20 protein-coding genes and 1 riboswitch are annotated in these 19,030 nt (G+C 52.4%); of the genes, 4 read left to right on the top strand and 16 right to left on the bottom strand.

Going from position 1 to position 19,030, the window contains the following annotated elements; all coding sequences use genetic code 11:
* Positions 1-284: 284 nt before the first annotated feature.
* The gene (locus tag AJE_RS17575) at positions 285-1,199 is read left to right on the top strand and encodes a DUF3667 domain-containing protein (RefSeq protein ID WP_008951975.1); all 915 of its coding nucleotides are present in this window, start codon (positions 285-287) and stop codon (positions 1,197-1,199) included.
* A 7-nt stretch (positions 1,200-1,206) separates the two neighbouring features.
* Here AJE_RS17575 and AJE_RS17580 read toward each other — a convergent pair whose 3' ends face one another.
* From AJE_RS17580 to AJE_RS17615, 8 genes are all read right to left on the bottom strand, one after another.
* Positions 1,207-2,214, bottom strand: a complete 1,008-nt coding sequence (locus AJE_RS17580; RefSeq protein ID WP_008951976.1) for an ArsA family ATPase — start codon at positions 2,212-2,214, stop codon at positions 1,207-1,209.
* Complete coding sequence (locus AJE_RS17585) at positions 2,205-2,489, bottom strand: cory-CC-star protein (RefSeq protein WP_008951977.1); 285 nt, start codon at positions 2,487-2,489, stop codon at positions 2,205-2,207. The genes AJE_RS17580 and AJE_RS17585 overlap by 10 nt, the downstream gene beginning before the upstream one ends.
* On the bottom strand, positions 2,486-4,162 hold the full coding sequence (locus AJE_RS17590; protein WP_008951978.1) for a carbon starvation CstA family protein: 1,677 nt from the start codon (positions 4,160-4,162) through the stop codon (positions 2,486-2,488). Before AJE_RS17590 ends, AJE_RS17585 begins: the two co-directional genes overlap by 4 nt.
* 126 nt (positions 4,163-4,288) lie before the next feature.
* Positions 4,289-4,663, bottom strand: a complete 375-nt coding sequence (locus AJE_RS17595; protein WP_008951979.1) for a YdbL family probable chaperone protein — start codon at positions 4,661-4,663, stop codon at positions 4,289-4,291.
* A gap of 12 nt (positions 4,664-4,675) precedes the next feature.
* Positions 4,676-4,864, bottom strand: coding sequence for a YnbE family lipoprotein (locus tag AJE_RS17600; RefSeq protein WP_008951980.1), 189 nt, complete (start codon positions 4,862-4,864; stop codon positions 4,676-4,678).
* Positions 4,861-7,419 (bottom strand): intermembrane phospholipid transport protein YdbH family protein, encoded by a 2,559-nt coding sequence (locus AJE_RS17605; RefSeq protein ID WP_008951981.1) that lies wholly within the window; start codon positions 7,417-7,419, stop codon positions 4,861-4,863. The genes AJE_RS17600 and AJE_RS17605 overlap by 4 nt, the downstream gene beginning before the upstream one ends.
* A gap of 107 nt (positions 7,420-7,526) precedes the next feature.
* Positions 7,527-9,218: a M28 family metallopeptidase gene (locus AJE_RS17610; RefSeq protein WP_008951982.1), complete on the bottom strand. Its 1,692-nt coding sequence runs from the start codon at positions 9,216-9,218 to the stop codon at positions 7,527-7,529.
* 61 nt (positions 9,219-9,279) lie between these two features.
* Positions 9,280-9,876 carry a hypothetical protein gene (locus AJE_RS17615; RefSeq protein ID WP_008951983.1) on the bottom strand — a complete coding sequence of 199 codons (597 nt, stop codon included), beginning with the start codon at positions 9,874-9,876 and terminating at the stop codon, positions 9,280-9,282.
* Between the two features lie 83 nt (positions 9,877-9,959).
* Here AJE_RS17615 and AJE_RS17620 point away from each other — a divergent pair, with 83 nt between their 5' ends.
* Both AJE_RS17620 and lysC read left to right on the top strand, forming a co-directional pair.
* Positions 9,960-10,232, top strand: coding sequence for a DUF3081 family protein (locus AJE_RS17620; RefSeq protein WP_008610440.1), 273 nt, complete (start codon positions 9,960-9,962; stop codon positions 10,230-10,232).
* Between the two features lie 219 nt (positions 10,233-10,451).
* Positions 10,452-10,625, top strand: a riboswitch (Lysine riboswitch).
* A 92-nt stretch (positions 10,626-10,717) separates the two neighbouring features.
* The gene (lysC, locus tag AJE_RS17625; RefSeq protein ID WP_008610441.1) at positions 10,718-12,067 is read left to right on the top strand and encodes a lysine-sensitive aspartokinase 3; all 1,350 of its coding nucleotides are present in this window, start codon (positions 10,718-10,720) and stop codon (positions 12,065-12,067) included.
* A gap of 87 nt (positions 12,068-12,154) precedes the next feature.
* Here the strand turns inward: lysC and AJE_RS17630 are convergent, their stop codons facing one another.
* From AJE_RS17630 to queC, 3 genes are all read right to left on the bottom strand, one after another.
* On the bottom strand, positions 12,155-12,592 hold the full coding sequence (locus AJE_RS17630; RefSeq protein WP_008610442.1) for a hypothetical protein: 438 nt from the start codon (positions 12,590-12,592) through the stop codon (positions 12,155-12,157).
* Entirely contained in the window at positions 12,592-13,830 is a 1,239-nt protein-coding gene (locus AJE_RS17635) for a dicarboxylate/amino acid:cation symporter (protein ID WP_008951984.1), read from the bottom strand. The genes AJE_RS17630 and AJE_RS17635 overlap by 1 nt, the downstream gene beginning before the upstream one ends.
* Before the next feature lie 104 nt (positions 13,831-13,934).
* On the bottom strand, positions 13,935-14,591 hold the full coding sequence (gene queC, locus AJE_RS17640; protein WP_008610444.1) for a 7-cyano-7-deazaguanine synthase QueC: 657 nt from the start codon (positions 14,589-14,591) through the stop codon (positions 13,935-13,937).
* A gap of 104 nt (positions 14,592-14,695) precedes the next feature.
* Here queC and queE point away from each other — a divergent pair, with 104 nt between their 5' ends.
* The gene (queE, locus tag AJE_RS17645) at positions 14,696-15,361 is read left to right on the top strand and encodes a 7-carboxy-7-deazaguanine synthase QueE (RefSeq protein ID WP_008951985.1); all 666 of its coding nucleotides are present in this window, start codon (positions 14,696-14,698) and stop codon (positions 15,359-15,361) included.
* 3 nt (positions 15,362-15,364) lie between these two features.
* Here queE and AJE_RS17650 read toward each other — a convergent pair whose 3' ends face one another.
* The 5 genes from AJE_RS17650 to bepA form a co-directional block, all read right to left on the bottom strand.
* Positions 15,365-15,943, bottom strand: a complete 579-nt coding sequence (locus tag AJE_RS17650) for an LON peptidase substrate-binding domain-containing protein (RefSeq protein ID WP_008951986.1) — start codon at positions 15,941-15,943, stop codon at positions 15,365-15,367.
* A gap of 72 nt (positions 15,944-16,015) precedes the next feature.
* A complete protein-coding gene (locus AJE_RS17655) occupies positions 16,016-16,462 on the bottom strand; it encodes a DUF2069 domain-containing protein (protein WP_008951987.1) in 447 nt (148 codons plus the stop codon).
* Positions 16,459-17,043, bottom strand: coding sequence for an NAD(P)H:quinone oxidoreductase (gene wrbA, locus AJE_RS17660; protein ID WP_008951988.1), 585 nt, complete (start codon positions 17,041-17,043; stop codon positions 16,459-16,461). Before wrbA ends, AJE_RS17655 begins: the two co-directional genes overlap by 4 nt.
* Positions 17,040-17,387: an arsenate reductase (glutaredoxin) gene (gene arsC / locus AJE_RS17665; RefSeq protein WP_008610449.1), complete on the bottom strand. Its 348-nt coding sequence runs from the start codon at positions 17,385-17,387 to the stop codon at positions 17,040-17,042. The genes wrbA and arsC overlap by 4 nt, the downstream gene beginning before the upstream one ends.
* 45 nt (positions 17,388-17,432) lie before the next feature.
* Entirely contained in the window at positions 17,433-18,881 is a 1,449-nt protein-coding gene (gene bepA, locus AJE_RS17670) for a beta-barrel assembly-enhancing protease (RefSeq protein WP_008951989.1), read from the bottom strand.
* Between the last annotated feature and the right edge of the window lie 149 nt (positions 18,882-19,030).

A 19,030-nucleotide genomic window follows, 5' to 3' on the forward strand; every position in this document is an offset into this window, starting at 1 on the left:
CTTGTTTTTGCAGCCGTTTGGCTGGTGTTTATACAAGGCAGAGCTTGTGATGTGTAGTTATTCTACATGAACAAGCGATAACGCAGTAGAAACGCCAGCCAAACGCTGCCCGTAGGGTTCGCGCTGGCGACGCTTTGCTCTTTGTCACTCGTCACTTATTTAGAATGACTAAACTGCGTTCCTCGTTTCGCGACCAAAGCGCCGCCAGTGCGAACAAAATCTAAGCAGTAAACGTCAACACGCCCTTAGCTGCGATTCAATTTTTCATTACTGTTGCTGAAATTATGCCGGAACAAGGATGTTGTGATAACTGTGCGCAACCTTTGCAGGGGGCGTTTTGCCACCACTGTGGCCAGGAAAAAAAGAGTTATATCCGTAATCTGAGCGGGGTACTTACAGAGTTTTTTGGTGAGTTCAGTAACTGGGATAGCCGGTTGTGGCGAACTTTGTTGCCATTGTGGTTCTGGCCGGGCTATCTGAGTAAGCGTTATTTAAATGGCCACCGGGTACCCTATGTGCCACCGCTGCGGCTGTATTTATTTACCTCAGTGCTGACCTTTCTGCTGTTTTCATCGTTATTTTCTAACAGTGTAGTAATAAACCAGCCGCAAGATGCACAGAGTGTGGCTCAGCAACAACAGGTGATGGCGGAGGTTAAACAACAGCTGGTAGAGCAGGGTGTTTGGCAGGAGGACCATGAATTGGAATTATTCCGTCTGCCGTTTCTGACGTTAGCGCAACAGCAAGCCTATAACGAAAAGATGCAACAACTGGCCAATCAGCCTAAGCTGGCGATTAATAAGTTTTTTTCATTAGCACCGCAGATGATGCTGTTGTTCTTGCCGTTGTTTGCGTTAATGCTAAAGCTGCTTTACTGGCATTCCGGTCGCTTTTATATGGAGCACCTGATTGTCGCCTTACACAGCCATAGCTTTATTTTGCATATGCTGGCGGCAATAGTCTTGTTACAACTGGCCGCTGACCATAGCAGCTGGACCTTGTTAACGACAATCTGTAACAAGCTGGTCTGGTTGTTACTGTGCTGGATCCCGCTGTATTTGTTTTTGTTCCAAAAGATCTACTATCAGCAGGGCTGTGCAAAAACCCTGCTGAAATATGTTCTGACAATTACCATCTATAACAGTATGGTGCTGTTTGGTTTTATCAGCCTGCTGGTATTAAGTGTGTTATGGGCCTGAGCGATAGTCAAAGCCCGGCGGCTGCCAGCAGGGTGGCCATGCGGCTTAAGGCATCAACCCCCTGAATATCGGTGGCTTGTAACGGCACTTTATAACGGCGCAACTGACTAAATTGTTGCTCGATTTGCGCCAGATGCTGCTGTTCCTGTAAACGACGCTGCGCCAGAAACTCACCATCAGCATGCGCTGGCAGGATGCGATTCACCACCAGACCCGCCAGCGGTAATTTTTCATCCAACAGCGTTTTTACCGCGCGGCCAGTCTCCAGAATAGGCAATTTTTCCGGCGTTAATACGAAGAGTAATGCACTACGTTGCTTATCCAGCAGTAATTCGCGGGTGCGTTGTAACAGACGTTGCCGGCTTAATAAGGTTTCGGTAATGGCTTTATTACGTTCATCCATGCCGGCCGTGGCATGTTCAGCCGGATCGGCCAGTGGGTTGGTGATATCGCGGCCGCCTTTAGGTGTCAGATGCCCCAGTACTTCGCCCAGCTTGGCGGAACGTTGATTGGCATTCAGTAAACCCTGAGTCCAGGCTGCCATGGCTTCGGGTAAGCTAAGTAATCTCAGCGTGTGGCCGGTTGGGGCTGTATCAAAGATCACTACATCATAGTCGGTCAGACCAAGCTCAATAGTATGCGCAATCCGCTCCAGCATTGCCGCTTCCTGTGCGCCAGGCGATTGACGGGTAAGCCGCATCTGTCGCTCGATCTCGCTAAACATTTCTGGCCGGGTAAAGCGCTTTAACTGCGCAGTCACTTTCGCCAGATGTTGCTCAACTTCCCGATCCGGGTCCAGTTCCAGGCCGTCCAAATTAGGGGCCAGGCGGGTGATGCGGTCACCAAAAGGCTCGCGGCCGAAGGCATCGGCCAGGCTATGCGCCGGATCGGTCGAGACCAACAACACCTTTTTGCCACGTTCACTGGCCAATACGGCCAGCGCAGAGGATACCGTGGTTTTGCCAACCCCACCTTTACCGCCGACCAGCAGGACTTTTTTATCGGTTAACAGCATTTAAAATTATCCAGTGGCGAGTGTTCCATACCCATCCGCAGATGCCAGTCATGGAAGCGCTCCAATAACAAAGGTTGCAGCTCCAGCGTGTAATAACTGGCTGGGTTGGGCACACCCATCATTTCAGAGAAGATCAGCAGCATAAAGAGGTCATCCTGCTCCCGTTGCGCCCGGGCGATCGCCGAGCGGTAGGGGGCATTGTAAACCTCCTCGACGTAGAAGTTGGCCTGGCGGAACCAGGCCTTAAGGTTGTCGAGCTTTAAATCCAGTTTCATGCTTTCGCGGCTTTATTGGCTTTGATCTGTTTAGTCAGGGTTGAGCCTGACTCCAGGATCACCAGTATCGCGGCTACCAGGATAATAATATCCAGCGTAAACAGGAACCAATCGCCCTTATCATAGAAGGCTTTTAACTGGATTAATAAGCCCAGGGTGGTCATGGTAAGCAGGAACATCAGTGGCGCCAGCGTGTACCACATCGGACGTCCCAGCTTGACCAGCATCACAGTAATTACCAACAGGGTCAGACCAGCTAGTAATTGGTTAGTGGTACCGAATAAAGGCCAAATCAGCATACCGCCTGAACCATCGCCACCGGCACCAAAGGCCAGCAGTAAACAGCTACCGACAGCCAGCAGTGTAGCGGGAGCAGCTTTTTGCATCCAACTGATATTGTAGATGCTACCCCATTCCTGGAAGATGTAGCGCTGTAAGCGCAGACCAGTATCCATAGTGGTACCGGCAAACAGTACGACCATTACTGTCAACAGCGTTTGCGCCAGCACCATGTCTAAACCGATACCGTCCTGTAAAATATTTGCACCGCCACGGATAAAGGCGCCGACGCCACCCTGACCGAAGCTGTGATAAATTGCCTGCCAATCCGCCAGGGTCGCGAAACCAGCGGTCGCGGCAATAATGGCAGCCAGAGCTAATGAACCCTCACCAATAGCGCCGAAGTAACCGACGAAACGCACATCCGGCTCTTTATCCAGTTGCTTGGACGTGGTGCCGCTGGAAACCAGACCATGGAAACCGGAAATAGCACCACAGGCAATAGTGACAAACAGCAGCGGGATCAAGGACGGCGTACCTTCCGGTACCTCGGTGTTAAACGCAGGCGCGACAATATCCGGGCTGGCGAAAATAACCGCCGCATACAGTAGGCCCAGACCAATAAAGAGTTGAATACCGTTAATATAATCCCGCGGCTGCAGCAGGGCCCAAACCGGTAACAGCGAGGCAATGGCAGCATAGACGAATAACAGGATAATCCAGGTTTGGCGATCATTCAGGCCAAACATCACTTCGGTGGGTAAGGCCAACGGGAACATCGGACCGGCATAAATCATGGCATAGAGTGCAACGACACCGATGATTGTCACCATCAGCAGGCCAATTAATTTACGGTAAATCAGCTGGCCGATAATCAGCGCGACCACTATCGCCCCCCAAACCGGCACCGTAGCACTGGGGAAGCTAATTAGCTGGTTGGCGATTACGACGGCAAATACCGCGTTGACCATCAGCAGCACCAGGAAGATCACAATCATAAAAATGCTGCGGGCACGGTTGCCAACGATATCGCCGGTTAAGGCGCCAATCGACTTAGCTTTATTGCGGCTACTGGCCCAGATAGCTCCGGCATCATGCACACCGGCGAAGAAGATAGTCCCAAATACCACCCACAGGAATGCCGGCACCCAACCCCAGATCACGGCAATTGCAGGGCCGATAATCGGCGCTGCACCGGCAACAGAGGTAAAATGGTGACCCCATAGAATATATTTATTGGTGGGTACATAGTCCACGCCATCCTGCATTTCATGCGCTGGCGTACGGAAATTTGGATCGACTTTAAAGATTTTTTCGCAGATAAATTTTGAGTAGACGAAATAGCCAAGTGCCATAGCACCCAGGCCCATTAACATCAAGAAAATAGCATTCATGCTACTACCTCTTAGTGGGTTTAAGACCAACTAAGCATGGTACAGCATAAGCGGTAGGGCAAATATGCGACTAAAGTCGAATGCCCGGCAGGATTTTTCTGCCGGGAGTTTGATCTGGCGCAAAAATCAGCGTTTTTGGATCCAGTTACCATCCAGCAGAATAAAGTGACCGCGCACGGTGCGCTCAATGGCTTTTTGGCCGGCCATCGCTTCGACATCACTGACTGCAATATTATTTTCGCGGGCCAGCCGGTTATACTCAGCCCGGCGGGCATCGTTAATCAGCTTGACCAGCAGCTCTGTATCAGTGCCAGCCTGTACCACGCCCAGATAGCCATTCGGTTGTTCGCCGACCAGCCCCTGTGCCTTGGCGTTAGGCAGTGCCGCCATCGCCTGTTGCAGATTCATTGCCAGTACCGGCAAGCTACAGGCCAGCAGCAGGCTGAGGAAGAGTAACCGGCTGTGTTGCAACGCTCTCGTTATTAACTTATGCACTTGCATCTTTAGGTTTCCTTAAAATAAGCCACTGGCATCGCTAAACAACTCGTCAAGTTGCTTGTCGACCTTGATAAAAATCTCATGCTGAATTTTTACATTCAGGTTAATGTTGATCGGTTCATTGGCCAGTGCGACCTCAACTTTTGGGGTACAGGCTGTGGCCAGTCCCAGTAGTATCAGCGCTGGCAGCGCTTGCCTCTTCATGGTTTGTCTCCTGCCGCCTTGCGGGCTGCCTGTTGTTGTTGAATATACTGTTGCACTCTTTTGGTCAGGGTATCATTTAATTTACTTGCCAACTGCAGGCTGGCCAGCATCGCCGGTAAATCCTCTTCCAGAGTGATATTCAGGTTGATGGCACGACCTTGTTGTACTGCAGGATTATAGCCCTGAAGTTTTAACGCCAGCTGAAGCCGGCCGCTGCCACTGTAGCTGACTTCAGATTGTAACTCACTGAAATGAAAATCATCCAGTGCTTCAAAAACCAGCCTCATGCCGGGATTGCTGCTGGCGGCGGCTGCCGGATTTTTGTACTGCAACCAGCCACCGGGTTGCTCGGCCGCCAGCACGCCGGCGGCAACTTCAAATTGCTGTTGCTGCCAGCGTAGCGGAATTTCACCGCTGATTTTACCGCGGGCTTTTACTTCAGTGCTTGGGTGTTGGCGCAGCAGTTCCGTCAGATCGAGCTGATTCAGTTGCAGCACCACCTGTTGCTCGTCTGCCGCCAACTGAAACTGCTGCGGACGGATTTGGACTTTGCCGAGTAAAAAATCGGTTTCAAACTGTTGCAGGCTGAGCGTGCCGGCGCCAGGTGCCGTCAAACTTGCCTGATAGTCGGCTGCGGCCAGCAGCGGTCCCAGCTCAATACCATGATTTAATTGCGCAATTCTCAGCTGCGGTAAGTGCAGCTGTAGCGAGTCCGCGTCGCTTTGCGCGGTTAAACGGGCGGTTAGACCATTAAACAGGGTACGATCGTAAAGCCCGGCTAGCTCGCGTAATTCTGCTTGCAGCTGCAACCGCGGTCGTTGCGCTGTGACCGCCAGCTCGCCGGACGCCAGGATCCGGCCGCGCTGCAGGCTTAATAGCTCAGGCCAATCTTTCAGCGTTGCTGCTAATGGATTGCCGGCCAGTAAAAAAATATCGGTTAACTGCCAGTGCAGCTGCAGTTGCGGCGCGTCGCTAATAAAAGCAGCCTGTGCTTGCAGTTGAGCACTTAAGCCGGCGCTATTTTCCAGCTTGCCGTTAAGCACCAGATTATTGCTGTTACCACTGAGCGTGCTTTCCCACTGCCAGTCCTGTCGCTGTAATAAGGGATGAACGAGTTGTCCCAGCTTTACGCTAAGCTGACTGTTCAGATTAAGCGGCGTGTTGTTGCCATGCTGACTCAGGTTGAGTTCACTGGCACTAAGCTCAAGCTGGCTTTGGATATCGGCGTAATCCAGCTGACTGTGCAGACTGAGAGGTGTCAGGTTGCGAAGCTGCCAGTTATCGGTTTGCCATAGCAGACTGAAGCGTCCTTTAAGCGCTGTGCCGGCTAACTTTAGCTCAGCCGAGGGCGTGAATTGTGCCAGTGCCATAGCCAACTCCGCCTCCGGTATACTTAATTTAAGCTCAGGACTTAAACTAAGCTCTGCCGTGAGCTGCGCATCAAGTGCCAGCGGTGCAGCAGCGCTCAGCGTCAATTGCAGCGGTAATGACGCCAGGCTGGCGGAGTCGCCTGAGGTGTTTAGCCTGATATACAGCGGTGCCGCCGTTTCTGGCAGGGCAGCCTGCAGCGCCGGTGGCAGATAATGACTCAGCTGGAGATCGCCACTGAGCTGCCAATTCTCGATTTCCCCCTGCGTAATAGCCAGCGCAAGCCCGGCCTCACCCTGGACTGTGCCAAATGGCAGGGCAAAGGCACTTGGCGCTCTTAACAGGGCGTTGACCTGTGCATCTTGCAGCGGTATTCCGCTATTGCGCTGCAGCTGTTGTGGTAATTGCCAGTTTGCGTTCACAAAAAATTGCAGTGGCTGGGTAAACTCGGCCAACCATTCTGCCGGAGGTAACAGTTGCCAGCTGGCCAGCCAGTGTTGTAGCTCTGTTGGCAGTGGCGAGATGGCCAGTGCCAGTTCAGTGTTCGCCTGACGTGCGCTATCGAGTTGTTGTTTCAGACTAAGGGCCAGCACCTCAGGATACAGCAGTGTAGCCTGCAGTGCTTGCTGGTTGTCTTGCTGTTGATACTGCACATCGAGCCGCAGCGCCTGAGCGAGCTCTGGTGAGCTGGCCTGTACCTGCAGCAAATACTGTTCGTTGTCCGTATTACTGAGCGATGCGGCTGCACTGACTTCACATTGTAGCGCCGGGCAGGGTAGCAGCAGTTGGATATCTGGCAGGGTGATCTGCTTTGGTAACCAGGCAGGTAGCCGCCAATCTGTATTCAGACTAAACGGGTGTTCAGGCGGTGTTGCGGGGCTAGCCGGGGCAAACAGCTGTAAGCGGGCTTCGGCGATATAGACACTTTCTGCCTGCGCCCGGAAAAAAGCTGGCCAGGACCAGCTGAGCTGCACGTCCTGCAGCTGAAGTGTCGCGGTCTGGGGGGCGTCGAGTCGAAAGCTAAGTTCAGACAGATGCAGCTGATGCAGTGATACCTTCCGGAGCTGAAAAGACAGATCACGCACGCCGGCTTTATCCAGTTGCCATTGCAGATAGGCGAACGCCAGTACCGCCAGCAGCGGTAACCCTAATAGCAATAGCAAAACGGATTTTAGCAGACGACGCATAGTAACTCCCTGACAGAGGCGTCTTTAGACTTTAGGCAATGCTAACTGAATCTGCTCTGAACTGATAGCAAAGCAGCTTGCGCTGCTTTGCCTGCTGGATAAAGGTGTTATTGCCGGGCAGCCGCTGAGGCGTCACGGATGGCGCGGAACTCATTGCCCTGATACCAGTTTGGCCAATGCCGGCTGTTTGCCAGTTCATGACCGACCCGGAAATACAGGAACAGGTCCTGCTGTGCACCGCGCAGATCCCAGTTGTCGTCCCATTCGTCAGTGACTTTATGGTAACAACAGCTGTTAAATTCGGCCCGCTGTTTGGCGCCCCACTCAGCGCCATGCTGGTAATGATCATTACCGCCTTTGGCATACAGAATAGGCACGCCTTTTTTCGACAGGCTAAAGTGATCAGAGCGGTAAGCAATACCGGCTTCCGGATTGGGCTCTTTTACCGCATAGCGGCCTTGCTGTTCGGTATATTTGACCAGGATTTCCTCTAAATCGGTATTGCCCAGACCAACCACCACCATATCTTTCATTGGGCCGTACACATTCATCACATCCATATTAATGGCGGCGACAGTTTTCTCCAGCGGGAATACCGGGTTTTCGGCATACCAGGCTGAGCCGAGTAAACCACGCTCTTCTGCTGTCACCAACATAAAGACCACTGAACGCTCAGGCTGCGGTTGCTGGGCAAAGTACTCGGCCAGCGCAATGACTGCACCGGTGCCACTGGCATTATCCTGGGCACCATTAAATACTTTGTTGGTTGGGTTGGAGAAATCCATGCCCAGGTGATCCCAATGCGCCATATACAGAATGTACTCATCCGGATATTTGCTGCCTTCAATATAGCCAATCACGTTGCTGGACTGCAGCTCGCGCAGATTATTTTCAATACTAACTGATGCCTTAACGTTTAACGGCACAGGTTTAAACTCACCGGACAATGCCTGTTTACGCAAGGTCTCAATATCGCTGCCAATATTGGCAAACAGTTTTTGCGCCGTTTCGGTGGTTACCCAACCCTCAACCTTGGCACGGTCCATATTTTTGTTTTCTTTGATTAAATCAAATTTTACCGGTGAACCATGGGCGACGACGCCCCAGCCATAGCTGGCAGCGTCAGTTTCATGGATAATTAACGCCATCGCCGCGCCCTGACGGGCCGCTTCTTCAAATTTATAGGTCCAGCGACCGTAGTAGGTCATGGCGTTGCCATTAAACAGCTCAGGGTTCTGGGTGGCAAAGCCCGGATCGTTGACAAACATCACTACGGTTTTGCCGGCGACATCCAGGCCTTCGTAATCGTTCCAGTTATATTCCGGCGCCACTATGCCGTAACCGACAAATACCATCTCACTGTCAGTAACACTGATATTTTCCGTTACCCGGGTGGTCCAGGCAAACATATCGTCCCGGTATGCCAGGCTGGCAGGTAAAGCCTCACCACCACCGCTTAAGGTGATGGCAGAGACCTGTTTCGGATCGATCTGTACCAGGGATACCGGCTGCTTGTAGCTGTCAGCATCGATACCCTTTAAGCCGATCCGCTTAAAGTTTTCTTCCAGATAAGCGACGGTCAGCTCTTCGCCCTTGGTGGCGGGCGCCCGGCCCTGGAATTTATCATCAGACAGGGTTTTAATATATTCCGCCAGCTTGGGGTTAAAGTCGGTATCGACCAGCTCAGTGGCGGCGGGTTGTAAGGCTTTGGTTGGTGGCTCTGCCGGTTTGCCACAGGCCGACAGCGCAACAGCTGCAGATACAGCAAGCAGCAGTGCAGGGTGTTTCAGGTTCAACATCGGTTTTTCCTTGGTGTTGTGTGATGTTAAAAAGCGCTGGCGTTAACCAGCGCCGGGTAACTTAGTCGGCATAGCCCCAGGGCGTTGGCGGCAGTGCAACCGGTTTGGTCAGATCAAAGTCTACCCGAAATTCGCGGCCTTCGCGCACCAGACGGTAACTGAATTGCTGCGGGTGGATAAACATCTGCCAGGTATTGCCAATGGATTGTGGGATGCCACGGGCGGCAAATAACTCTTTTGAGTACTGGTCGGCCGGAAAGGATTGCGCTGTTGGCCAGCCGGCATCGACGGTATGACCGCCATACATGGTTTGGTCATCGTGCGAACCATCTTTATTACGGTGATCATGCTTTAATGACAAGCCAGAACCGGTTTTGGTGATAATCCAGGTGCGGGAGTGGTTATCGCCAACGTGAAAAGGGATCTGTAATTCAGTGTCGGTACAGCGGCGCACATGCATAATCAGTGCGCCTTCGAAACCCGGTGCCGGTGGGTTATCCACCGCCAGCTTGCCAGCAAAGGCCTGACCGCATAAGGCTTTTAAGTTATTAAAAAAGGCATCATGGGTGGGAATTGACACCAGCGGCGCCGGTTGCACAATGTTAGCCTGAGCAGAGCAGGCTGTGGCCAGGGCGACCACAAGCAGGGTTTTTTTCATGTTATTCTCCTTGATTAGGGGCCAAACTATACCGCGGATGCGTATTGGGTTCAAACCGCAACGACTGACTCAGGACCACGACCATGCAAAATGAGATAGACGGAAAATTTTTACTCAACCTGTACGCCAAGATTGAAAAGTACGGCCAGCCCCAACAAACGGTACATGGTGCCGGTTTTGTGTTGGACGGCATTAGTGTCAGCCAGGGCTTTGACGGCTATGAAGCCTATTTCTCGGATGGCGTGGTGCAGCTGACGTTGGGCTTTCATAATAAATGGCATGCCGACGCGACAGATGAACAGCAGATGGAGCGCTTTTTAGCGCGTTTGCAACAGATCCAAAAGCAGTATGCCTAGGTTGAGCCAGGCCCTTGCTAAAGACAAAGGTAAAGGCGCCAACCTTTTTTGCTTGTGTTGTCGCCTGTTGTTAACCCTGCTGGCGCCAGGACACAAATTATTTACTGATTACACTTGACGGCACGCCAAATAAAAGGCATCTTTACGTTTAGATGGCTAAAAGGCCGTTTGCTTTTAGTTGCAGAACGCGTTAAAGTACGCACCGTCAATCGTATTCGATAGACCAGAAGAGGCGCGCTAGCCAGGTATTCTATGTCAGAGCACTATCACTCGTAGCATAGAAGAGGGGGTTTAGCGCCGAGGGTAAGCAACAGATAGTGGTTGTGCACCCGGTTGCTAAGGCTGAATCCTTAGGACTGTCACCTGATGTTTTGGTGGAGAGCTTCTGGCCTTTGTTAGTTACAGCAACGGTCTGTTTCATTTCTCGTTTTGCTCGTTAGCAAATGCCATGCTCTGCTTATCTGTTTTGTTAAGGAGAGACCCCCGTGTCCAAACTCATTATTGCCAAATTTGGTGGTACCAGCGTAGCTGATTTCGAAGCGATGTCGCGCTGTGCTGATATTATTCTTGCCAACGAGCATATCCGTGTCGTGGTAGTCAGTGCCAGCTCTGGCGTGACCAACCTGCTGGTGGATATAACCAAGACTACCGAGGTACAGCAGCGCTACGATGCTTACGCCGGTATTGAACAGATCACGCTCAAAGTATTAAACCGCTTGCAGCAGCCGCACGCCGTTGCCGCTCAGATTGAGCTGCTACTGGGCGAGTTAAAAGCCCTGATTGAAAACGGTGGCGCAGTTTATAGTAGTGCCCACAAAGACTTAATCCAGTCTTTTGGTGAACGCTTAAGTTCGGTACTGTTTGCTCAGGTTCTCACCGAACGCGGTGAGGCAGCGCTGTGTTTTGACGTGCGCCGGGTGATGCGCACCGATAGCCGCTTTGGTAAGGCGGAGCCGCAAATCGACGCTCTGGCTGACTTAGCCGCGGTGCATCTGGCACCGCTGTTACAGGAGCAGCGGATCGTGACTCAGGGCTTTATTGGTGCCGACGAGTTTGAACAAACGACAACGCTGGGGCGTGGCGGCTCTGATTATAGCGCCGCATTGCTGGCCGAAGCCTTGCAGGCTGTCACGGTACAGATCTGGACCGATGTGGTTGGCATCTTTACAACGGATCCGCGCCTAACTGCAGAGGCTCGTTGTATCCCGGAAATCAGCTTTGATGAGGCGGCTGAAATGGCGACCTTTGGTGCCAAGGTGCTGCATCCGGCAACCTTGTTACCGGCGATGCGGCAGAATATCGCGGTCTTTGTCGGCTCCAGCCGGGAGCCGGAAGCGGGGGGCACCTGGATCGCGAAAGAGGTACAGCAGAGGCCGCCGTATCGCGCGATAGCGCTGCGTAAATCACAAACCTTAATTACGGTAAAAAGCCCGGCAATGCTGCATGCGCCCGGTTTTTTGACCCGGGTGTTTGATACGCTGAGCCGGCATCAGATCTCAGTGGATCTGGTTACGACCTCTGAAATCAGCGTGGCACTCACCTTAGATCAGGGCGGCATGACCAGTGCTTTTAGCAACAATCTGGAGCCGGCTCTGGATGAGCTCAGAACCTTTTGTGAAGTCAGTGTGGAAACCGGCCTGAGTCTGGTCGCGGTTATTGGCAATCATTTACACAGCAGCAAAGGGGTGTCGGGTGAGCTGTTCAGTACGCTGGAACGCATTAATATGCGGCTGATTTGCCATGGTGCCTCAAAACATAACCTGTGTTTTCTGGTCCAGGACAGCGATGGGCCGGGTGTGGTGAAACAACTGCATCAGCGCTTATTTGCCGCTTGATAACTTAGCCGCAAATAAAGATAGCGCCGGCGCAAGTGCCGGCGCTGTTATTTTGTTTGGTGCGGTTATTGAATTTGGTGCAGTTATTTAGTTTGCTGCAAATGCCAAGGTCGCGTGCAGCTCACCTTTAACGCAAAGCCTGTTACCTTGTTCCAGCGCAATCGGCGCGCTAAACCAGACCATGAGCGGCGTCAGTTCTGTCTCAAGTTGCAGCAGGGCACTGTCGGCGCTGAGCTGCCCGGCCACCTGGCCTTGCAGCCAGACTTCAGGTAACGCCGCCAGTGGCTGGTACAGCGCTGCGGCGTCCTCAGGTAAGCTTTCAGTCGCAGCAAGTTCAGCCTGCCACAAACTCAGAGTTAACAGCACCGGCAGTTGCTGTTCTTGTTGCTGTTGCAGCTGGTCCAGCTCAGTTTCATCAGCGTCGATGATCAGGCTATACAGGCCGGGGTAGCTGCTGTTTCGCAGCACGGCGGCGGCCTGATACGGCAGGCGGCTTAGCGACTTAATGCCAACACTAATTCTCATCAGGCTGGCTCTGCGGAATTGGTGGCTGCATCGTCCGTTTCCAGCAAGCCTTCTTGCTGGCCAATCACTCTGGCCACCATCAGATCGCCGGTGACATTGGTGGCGGTGCGCATCATATCGACAATCCGATCGACAGCTGCAATAAAGGCAATGCCTTCCAGTGGCAGACCGACCACACTCAGCGTCACAGTCAGCATCACCATTGCGGTACCCGGCACGCCGGCAGTACCAACCGACGCCAGGGTTGCGGTACCGGCAATCAGCAGGTAGTCGGTGGTTTGTAACGGGATCCCATACAGATGGGCAATAAAGATCGCGGCAATGGCCGGGAAAATACCGCCACAACCATCCATATTGATGGTTGCGCCCAGCGGCAGTACAAAGCTGGCGTAATTTTTGGATACTTTCAAATCTTCGGTTGCGACTTTAAAGCTCACTGGTAAGGTGCCATAACTGCTGGCACTGCTGTACGCGACCAGCTGCGCCGGTAATACCGCCTTAAAAAAGGCGCGCCAGCCCATACCGCCGTATAGCTTGACCAAACCACCGTAAACGATGGCCATATGCAGCAGACAGGCCAGATAGATAGCGACAATAAACTTGGTTAGTGGCAGCAGGGTGGCTAAACCAAAGCTCCCGACAGCCCAGGCCATCAGACCGAAGACGCCAAAGGGAGTCAGTTGCAGTACCATCCGGGTAATGGCGTACATAATCTCGGCACCGGCATTAACCAGTTTTTTCATCGGTTCGGCTTTTTCGCCCACCTGATTGATGGCAATACCAAACAGCACCGCAAATACGATGATCTGTAATACCTTGGCTTCCGCCAGTGCCTCTACCGGGTTCGTGGGGATCAGGCTGGTGATTACTTCAGATACCGGCGGGATCACCCGCTCGCGTACTTCAACCGCGGTCAGTTGCAGATCTGAGCCCCATTGCATCAGGCTACCCACTGTCAGGCCAATTAAGCTGGCGACCAAGGCCGTTGCCAGAAATAAGGCAACAGTTTTTAGTGCCAGCCGCTGCATCTTGTGCTGATCGGCTAACGAGGTAATGCTATTGATCAGTGCAAAAAACACCAGCGGCACGACCAGCATCCGGATGGCGTTGATAAACAGCGTTCCCAGCGGTTTAAACAGCGTAGCCTGCTCGCCCAGGGCGACGCCGGCCAGTACACCCAACACCAGCGCTCCTAATACCCGTTGCCAGAAAGGGATCGCAAACCAGAATTTAAACATCATTGACCTCAAGTCAGCTAAAAACGACACAGTATAAAATGAAAAACGACACAGTATAAAATGAAAAACGGCCCTAACAAGGCCGTTTTGCTCTAAGTTATAAGCTATTCATATTGAAGTGGATCAGTCGCCTGATTCAGTGCGAAGGCTTCCAGCCGCTCCTGACAGGAACCGCACTTGCCGCAGGCTTTCTCGCGGCCGTTGTAACAGGTCCAGGTTTTGCTGTAATCCAGGCCCATCGCCAAGCCGTCTTTTAATATTTCGATCTTGGTTTGATGTAGGTACGGGCTGACAATATCGACCGGCTGATAGTTGGCGATCTGGCAAACATCATTCATCTTCTGCACGAACTCCGGCCGACAGTCCGGGTAAATAAAGTGGTCACCACTATGAGCGCCATAATAAACAGCGCGGGCACCAATAGAGTCAGCATAACCGACGGCCAGCGATAACAGGATCATATTGCGGTTTGGCACCACGGTCGACTTCATATTATCGGCGGCGTAATGGCCTTCCGGGACCTCGATATCACTGGTTAGCGAGGAGCCGCTTAATAGCTGGTTAATTGCTGAAATATCGACAATTTTATGCTTAACACCCAGTTCACGGCAGACCTGTTCAGCACATTTCAGCTCTTTGACATGACGCTGACCATAGTTAAAGGACAACGCATAGACGTCATGACCATCCCGCAGCGCCCTATGTAACACCGTGTAGGAGTCCATACCACCGGAATAAATCACTACAACTTTTTGCGTCATCAGCAGCTCTCTCTTGTATAATGCCGGAAAATCGGGCCGCGTAGTATAGCTGAAGAATGCTGTGGCTGCATCAGCTGTGGCGGATTAACACAAGGTTGGGTAGGGTGTATCAGGTAAACGAAGTATTTCAGACCATTCAGGGCGAGGGCCGCTACACTGGTAAGCCTTCGATTTTTGTGCGGCTACAGGGTTGTCCGGTAGGCTGTAGCTGGTGCGATACCAAACATACCTGGACCCTGGATCCGGAACTGAAAACCAGCCCTGAGGCTATATTGGCAAAACGCAGTGATACACCCGCCTGGGCTGAGCTGAGCCCGGCACAGTTGCTGGCGTTGTTTGCTGCTGAAGGTTATCAGGCCCGGCACGTAGTGATTACCGGTGGTGAGCCCTGTCTTTATGATTTATATCCGCTTTGTGAAGCCTTGCATCAGGCCGGTTACAGCACTCAGATTGAAACCAGCGGCACCTTTGAGGTGAAAGCGCCTGACAGCACCTGGGTCACAGTGTCGCCGAAAATTAATATGCCGGGCGGTTATAAGGTACTCGCCAGTGCGTTAGCGCGTGCCAATGAAATTAAACATCCGGTGGCGATGCAAAAGCATATCGAGGAGTTGCAAGCCTTACTGTCTGAGCATCAGTTGCAGGACAAGCTGGTCTATCTGCAGCCCATTAGTCAGCAAAAACGCGCCACTGAACTGGCCATCGCCAGCTGCATTGCCAATAACTGGCAGCTCAGTGTGCAGGTCCATAAATATCTGGGTATTGAGTAAGGCTCAGGCGTTATGAGCCAGCCAGTGCTGTAATTGCTGTAGACAGCTTTGCGGGTCCTGAGTCGCCAGTTTAAGCTTCAGCGCCGGCTGCATGGGCAATAACTCCAGCCAGCGGCCAGCCAGCCAGGCGCCATCGGTTAGCTGCGGCTGCGGGTAGAGTGCGGCTAGCTGCGGATACTCCTGCAACAACTCGGCAAAGGCGGCAGATAATTGGTTCAGTTCAGTACTAAGTTCAACGCTGTGCCAGTCTGTTTCCGGCGCTACTTCGGCCACATGCAGTTTATCCTCTTCCTGCCAGCGCCGGATGATACGCTGTCGGCTGATACCACTGATGGTGATCCCCAGTAAGCCGTCGGGCAGGGTTTCAAAATCATCAACGCTGACTTTACAGACCAGTGGCAGGATCCGATCCGGATGCTGTTGACTGACCAGCGGATTCAGCGTGGCCATGGCAAAAGGCCGTTTGCCACTGACGGCCTCTTTTACTAACCGCACATAGCGCGGCTCAAACACCCGCAACTTCATTTTGCCGCGTGGCAACAGAAAACTTCCTAAAGGAAACAGAGCCAGTTGTTCGTTCATCGTAATAGCTTAATAATGAGACACTGCATCTGTTACGCTTTGCAGCAGCCTGCAGATCGCAGGCCGGTTAAATTAACTGCGCCGTACCGGATCGTCTTTTAGTTTCGGAATTTTCAGCCCCAGTTCTTTGCCTCTGTTGCGGGCATAATAAGTACAGCCATAAAACATCAGACAAGCCAGCAACAGCTCCAGCAGCGAAAACCAGAAATAACTACCAGTGCTGACCCATAAATTGGTCAGGCTGTGCAGAAAGTACAACATGACAATAAAATTCGCCCAGGCAAAGGTATAGGCATGGCCTTTGATAATACCCCACATCGGTAACCACAGCGGCAACCACAGTAACAGTAAGGTACTGAGCAGACTTGGTTTTAACGCTTGATCGTCACCATAGCTGACCGGGGAGAGCCAAATTTGCCAGAGCGGGATCAACAGCCAAAGCCCCCAATACCCCAGGCGGCCTAGTAATAAATAACGCTGCGTATCAGCAGCCATCGGGATGGCAGCGGGTGCTGTCATAAGGTTAATCCTTGTTGTTTTACCGCCAGGCTCAGCTGCGCCAGGCGTTTGCCAAATGCCAGCGCCAGCCGCTGCTCGTCAACGGTCAGTTGGGTATCGTGTTGCATACCGCTGACATGGCTTGGACCATAAGGGGTGCCACCACTTTGCGTTTTATGCAGTTCGGGTTCGGAATAGGGGATCCCCATTAGCAGCATACCGTGATGTAATAATGGCAACATCATACTTAGCAAATTGGCTTCGTTGCCACCATGTAAGCTGCCGGACGATGTAAAGACACCGGCCGGCTTATTAATCAGCTCACCTTTCAGCCAGCTGGCGGTCGTGCCATCCCAAAAGGCTTTGGCTTCAGCCGCCATATTACCAAAGCGCACCGGGCTGCCGAAGGCCAGGCCATCACAGATTGTCAGCTCGCTGGCTTGCACCTGGGGGTGTCGTGCACTGTCCTGCTGCCCGAAGCCAGGAATACTGCGTAGCAGCGCTTCGGCGCCGGCTTGCTGCACGCCGATGGCGATTTTTTCTGCCAGGGCAGCGACTGAGCCATGGCGTGAATAATACAAAACCAGAACCTGTGCACTCATTGCAGCAAGGCCTGAAGTTGCTCAAGTGGCCGACCGATAGCGGCTCGCTCAGCCACGACCAGCACCGGTCTTTCCATCAAACGCGGATGAGCGGCGATGGCGGCAAGCAGCGCCTTATCATCGAGACTGGGATCAGCCAGACCCAGTGCCTGGAATTCTTCTTCCTTACTGCGCAGCAAGGCGCGGGCCGGCAGCTGCAATTTCTGCAGTAAAGTAGTCAATTCAGCCAGCGTCAGCGGGTTTTTCAGATACTCAACCACCGTAAAGGCTTTGCCGCTTTGTTCCAGCAGTGCCAGGGCATCGCGGCTTTTTGAGCAGCGTGGGTTATGGTAGAGGGTAATCATAGGATACTCTTTTTATTCAAATTACAGTTAACGGGATAACCGCGATCACATCCGTTGTAAGCGCTCAAATTCAGCCTGCCACTGGCGCTTTTTGGCTTCCAGGCGCCGGTTCTCCAGCCGGGCTTCCGGCTTCAGATGATTTAGCGCCTCGTTCAGATCGTCAATCGCTTTCGGATAATTGGCCATCTGATAGAACAGATCGGCTCGTGCCTCATAGTAACGGGCGAAATCTTCCTGCTTTTTGTAGGCTTCAGCTAATAAGTCATAGGCCAGAATATTATCGTCTTTATGATACAACAAATTCCGAAGCAGATGGATGGCAAGCGGGTAGCTACCGGCTTTTACCGCAACATTAGCGTAATTTAGCGTCACAACCTGGTTATTGGGGCGCAGCAGATATTCCTGTTGTAACAGTTCCAGTGCTTCATCAAAACGCTGCTGGCCAATTAAAATATCGGTGTAAACATCCAGATAATAGAGATTATGAGGATCCTGCTCCATTAAAGGTTTTAGCATCTCCAGCGCGGCGGCATAGTCTTTACCGTCCAGCAAGGCAATGGCCAGGGCATAGCGGTTCGCCCGGGTATTTCCCCCAGGTTCAGCCAGCCGGCGCTTGAAAATCACCAGCGCATCCTGAGTATTATGATGATAGCGCGCTAACACCCGTGCCTGACTTAGCGTAAAGTCCATGCTATCGGGTACAAAACGCTGTGGGAACTGCTGAGCGCGTAAGCGGGTATCGGCCACCCGCGCTTGGGACAGCGGGTGTGTTTGTAAAAATGCCAGCTGCTGGTTGGCAAAGCGGCTTTGCTCGGCCAGACGACCGAAAAAGGTCGGCACTGCATTGGGATCAAAGCCCGCTTCAGAGAGGATCGTCATGCCGATCCGGTCTGCTTCCTGTTCATTACTGCGGGTAAAGTTAATGGCACTTTGCTGCGCCGCGCCCTGTGACGCCATCATTGCGGCCATACCTGCTTCCGGGTTAACGGTCGCCAGTACTATGGCGCCAAGTAAACCGGCAATGGTTAGCGGCGCCCGCTGATTTTGTGCTTCGACAAAGCGGGCGATATGACGTTGGGTGACGTGAGCAATTTCATGCGCCATCACCGAGGCAAATTCACTCTCGCTCTCGGCTACTGCCAGGGTGCCGGTATGAGAGGCGATATTACCACCCAGCGTAGCAAAAGCATTGATTTGACGGTTATTCACCCAGTAAAACTTAAACGGGAATTTGACATCATTAGCCCGTGCCACCAGGCGGTTACCCAATGCATTAATATATTCATCGAGCAGCGGGTCATAAACCATCGGCAGTCTGCCGCGGGTTTGCCGCATCAGGACATCACCTAGCTGCTTTTCTTTCTCCGGGGTCAGAGTAGAGAAGGCGCTACCACCGATATCCGGTAACTGACTTTGCGCCTGCGCAAAAGGGGCGTATGAGCTCAGACTGAGTAAACAGATGGCAAAAAAAGTTTTTACTGCGGGGTTTTGCATAATAAGGCAACCCTTTCTCCGGAGAATGCTGCTACAAGCTGAAGCTTTGGCAATGTCACCGGCGTTAAGTTCAGTGTAATCGCGGCTTCGGCAACAAAAAACCAGGGGGCATACTAACCTGCCTACTTTATCTTATTCAATCACTTGCT

The organism is Alishewanella jeotgali KCTC 22429 (assembly GCF_000245735.1).
Taxonomy (GTDB): domain Bacteria; phylum Pseudomonadota; class Gammaproteobacteria; order Enterobacterales; family Alteromonadaceae; genus Alishewanella; species Alishewanella jeotgali.

Coding starts and splice junctions, on each gene's coding strand:
- wrbA (WP_008951988.1), bottom strand. CDS start 17,043: ATGAGTGCACAGGTTCTGGTTTTGTATTATTCACGCCATGGCTCAGTC.
- AJE_RS17635 (WP_008951984.1), bottom strand. CDS start 13,830: ATGTTTAAATTCTGGTTTGCGATCCCTTTCTGGCAACGGGTATTAGGA.
- AJE_RS17615 (WP_008951983.1), bottom strand. CDS start 9,876: ATGAAAAAAACCCTGCTTGTGGTCGCCCTGGCCACAGCCTGCTCTGCT.
- AJE_RS17580 (WP_008951976.1), bottom strand. CDS start 2,214: ATGCTGTTAACCGATAAAAAAGTCCTGCTGGTCGGCGGTAAAGGTGGG.
- AJE_RS17620 (WP_008610440.1), top strand. CDS start 9,960: ATGCAAAATGAGATAGACGGAAAATTTTTACTCAACCTGTACGCCAAG.
- AJE_RS17610 (WP_008951982.1), bottom strand. CDS start 9,218: ATGTTGAACCTGAAACACCCTGCACTGCTGCTTGCTGTATCTGCAGCT.
- bepA (WP_008951989.1), bottom strand. CDS start 18,881: ATGCAAAACCCCGCAGTAAAAACTTTTTTTGCCATCTGTTTACTCAGT.
- arsC (WP_008610449.1), bottom strand. CDS start 17,387: ATGATTACCCTCTACCATAACCCACGCTGCTCAAAAAGCCGCGATGCC.
- AJE_RS17630 (WP_008610442.1), bottom strand. CDS start 12,592: ATGAGAATTAGTGTTGGCATTAAGTCGCTAAGCCGCCTGCCGTATCAG.
- AJE_RS17575 (WP_008951975.1), top strand. CDS start 285: ATGCCGGAACAAGGATGTTGTGATAACTGTGCGCAACCTTTGCAGGGG.
- AJE_RS17650 (WP_008951986.1), bottom strand. CDS start 15,943: ATGAACGAACAACTGGCTCTGTTTCCTTTAGGAAGTTTTCTGTTGCCA.
- AJE_RS17585 (WP_008951977.1), bottom strand. CDS start 2,489: ATGAAACTGGATTTAAAGCTCGACAACCTTAAGGCCTGGTTCCGCCAG.
- AJE_RS17590 (WP_008951978.1), bottom strand. CDS start 4,162: ATGAATGCTATTTTCTTGATGTTAATGGGCCTGGGTGCTATGGCACTT.
- AJE_RS17600 (WP_008951980.1), bottom strand. CDS start 4,864: ATGAAGAGGCAAGCGCTGCCAGCGCTGATACTACTGGGACTGGCCACA.
- AJE_RS17655 (WP_008951987.1), bottom strand. CDS start 16,462: ATGACAGCACCCGCTGCCATCCCGATGGCTGCTGATACGCAGCGTTAT.
- queC (WP_008610444.1), bottom strand. CDS start 14,591: ATGACGCAAAAAGTTGTAGTGATTTATTCCGGTGGTATGGACTCCTAC.
- AJE_RS17605 (WP_008951981.1), bottom strand. CDS start 7,419: ATGCGTCGTCTGCTAAAATCCGTTTTGCTATTGCTATTAGGGTTACCG.
- AJE_RS17595 (WP_008951979.1), bottom strand. CDS start 4,663: ATGCAAGTGCATAAGTTAATAACGAGAGCGTTGCAACACAGCCGGTTA.